Annotated in this window: 2 protein-coding genes; both read left to right on the top strand. The window is 68.7% G+C overall.

Going from position 1 to position 3015, the window contains the following annotated elements; genetic code table 11:
• A partial coding sequence (gene kdpA, locus AC1DOC_RS26830) for a potassium-transporting ATPase subunit KdpA (protein WP_478130843.1) occupies positions 1-1131 on the top strand: 1131 nt, incomplete at its 5' end.
• A gap of 11 nt (positions 1132-1142) precedes the next feature.
• Positions 1143-3015: potassium-transporting ATPase subunit KdpB (gene kdpB / locus AC1DOC_RS26835; RefSeq protein ID WP_478130844.1), on the top strand; the 1873-nt coding region annotated here is incomplete at its 3' end.

Genomic DNA, 3015 nt, shown 5'->3' on the forward strand with positions numbered 1-3015 from the left:
ATCCAGAACCTCGATGCCTACAAGACCGTGCAGACGGTCGAGGCCACGGCGGCGGGCGGGCAGACGCTCGCCATGGGCCCGGTGGCTTCGCAGGAAGCCATCAAGATGCTCGGCACCAACGGCGGCGGCTTCTTCAACGCCAACTCGGCGCACCCGTACGAGAACCCGACCGCGCTCGCCAACCTGCTGCAGATGATCGCGATCTTCCTGATCCCGGCGGCGCTGTGCTTCGCGTTCGGGCGCGTGGCGGGCGACCTGCGGCAGGGCTGGGCGGTGCTCGCGGCGATGACGGTGATGTTCGTCGTTGCGGTGATGGTCGTCATTCCCGCCGAACAGGCCGGCAATCCGCTCCTTGGCGCGCTGGGCGTCGACCAGCTGCACAGCGCGCTGCAAAGCGGCGGCAACATGGAAGGCAAGGAGGTGCGCTTCGGCATCGATGCCTCGGCGCTGTTCGCCGCCGTCACCACGGCCGCTTCGTGCGGCGCGGTGAACGCGATGCACGACTCCTTCACGCCGCTCGGTGGCATGGTGCCCATGGTGCTGATGCAGCTGGGCGAGGTGGTGTTCGGCGGCGTGGGCAGCGGCCTTTACGGCATGCTGATCTTCGCGATGCTCGCGGTGTTCATCGCGGGGCTGATGATCGGCCGCACGCCCGAGTACCTCGGCAAGAAGATCGAGGTGCGCGAGATGAAGCTGATCTCCATCGCGATCCTGGTCACGCCGGTGCTGGTGCTGGCCGGCACGGCGGTCGCGGTGCTGGCCGGCGCGGGCAAGGCCGGCATCGCGAACCCCGGCGCGCACGGCTTCTCCGAGATTCTTTACGCGCTGAGTTCGGCCGCCAACAACAACGGCAGCGCCTTCGCGGGGCTGTCGGCCAACACGCCGTTCTACAACGGGCTGCTCGGGCTTGCGATGTGGCTCGGCCGCTTCGCGGTGATCGTGCCGGTGCTGGCCATTGCCGGTTCGCTTGCGGCCAAGCAGCGCCTGCCGGTCACCGGCGGCACGCTGCCCACGCACGGGCCGCTGTTCGTCTCTTTGCTGATCGGCACGGTGCTGCTGGTCGGCCTTCTCAACTACGTGCCGGCGCTGGCCCTGGGGCCGGTGGTCGAACACCTCGTGCTCTGGAAATGAAGGAGCGCACCATGACCAACTCAAAGACCTCCCTCTCGCTGCTCGACGCGGCGCTGGTGAAGCCCGCGCTGTGGGGCGCATTCGCCAAGCTGAATCCGCGCACGCAGTGGCGCAATCCGGTGATGTTCATCGTCTACATCGGCAGCGTCCTCACGACGCTGCTCTGGGTGCATTCGCTGAGCTTCCCCGGCGACACCGGCATGAAGCCCGCCTTCGTGCTGGCCATCACCGTCTGGCTGTGGTTCACCGTGCTGTTCGCGAACTTTGCCGAAGCCCTGGCCGAGGGCCGCAGCAAGGCGCAGGCGGCTTCGCTGCGCGGCCTGCGCAAGGACACCTGGGCCAAGAAGCTGCAGGAGCCGCGCCATGGTGGCCAGTGGCTCCCCGAGCAGGCGCCCAATCTGCGCAAGGGCGACGTGGTGCTGGTGGAAACGGGCGACGTCATTCCGCTCGACGGCGAAGTGATCGAAGGCGTGGCCTCGGTCGACGAGAGCGCCATCACCGGCGAATCGGCGCCCGTGGTGCGCGAATCGGGCGGCGACTTCTCGGCCGTGACCGGCGGCACGCGCRTSCTSTCYGACTGGCTGGTGGTCCGCATCTCGGTGAACCCGGGCGAGTCGTTCCTCGACCGCATGATCGGCATGGTCGAGGCGGCCAAGCGCCACAAGACGCCCAACGAGATCGCGCTCACCATCCTCCTGGTGGCGCTGACGCTGGTGTTCCTGATGGTCACCGTCACGCTGCTGCCGTTCTCGGTGTTCAGCGTGGAGGCCGCGGGCGCAGGCACCGTGGTRTCGCTCACCGCGCTGGTGGCGCTCCTGGTGTGCCTGATCCCGACCACCATCGGCGGCCTGCTCTCGGCTGTCGGCGTGGCCGGCATGAGCCGCATGATGCAGGCCAACGTGATCGCGACCTCGGGCCGCGCGGTGGAAGCCGCCGGCGACGTCGACGTGCTGCTGCTCGACAAGACGGGCACCATCACGCACGGCAACCGCCAGGCCAGCGCTTTCCTGCCCGCACCCGGCGTGCCGAAGGGCCGCCTCGCGCGGGCCGCCATGCTTGCGTCGCTGGCCGATGAAACACCCGAGGGCCGCAGCATCGTCGAGCTCGCACGTCGCGATGGACTCGATGCCACATCAGTCGAAGGCGCGCGCTTCGTGCCGTTCACGGCCCAGACCCGCATGAGCGGCGTCGACCTGCCGGCTGCACCGAACAGTCTCGACACCGACGCGGTGCTGCTGCGCAAGGGCGCCGTCGATGCGATCCGCCGGCATGTCGAATCGCTCGGCGGCAGCATGCCGGCCGAGGTGCTGCGCGCCTCCGAGGAAACGGCGCGCCGCGGCAGCACGCCGCTGGCCGTGGCCGAGGGCAACCGCGTGCTCGGCGTGGTCGAGCTCAAGGACATCGTCAAGACCGGCATCAAGGAGCGCTTTGCCGAGCTGCGCCGCATGGGCATCAAGACCGTGATGATCACCGGCGACAACAAGCTCACCGCCGCGGCCATTGCGGCCGAGGCCGGCGTCGACGACTTCCTGGCCGAGGCCACGCCCGAGGACAAGCTCGCGCTGATCCGCCAGTACCAGTCCGAAGGCCGCCTGGTCGCGATGACCGGCGACGGCACCAACGACGCGCCCGCCCTCGCGCAGGCCGACGTGGCGGTGGCCATGGGCAGCGGCACGCAGGCCGCGAAGGAGGCCGGCAACATGGTCGACCTAGATTCGAACCCGACCAAGCTGCTCGAGGTGGTGGAGACCGGCAAGGCGCTGCTCATGACGCGCGGCTCGCTCACCACCTTCTCGATTGCGAACGACGTGGCGAAGTACTTCGCGATCATTCCGGCGATCTTCGTCTCGACCTATCCGCAGCTCGGCGCGCTCAACGTGATGC

This window comes from Variovorax sp. 01T439_2, from assembly GCF_056398445.1.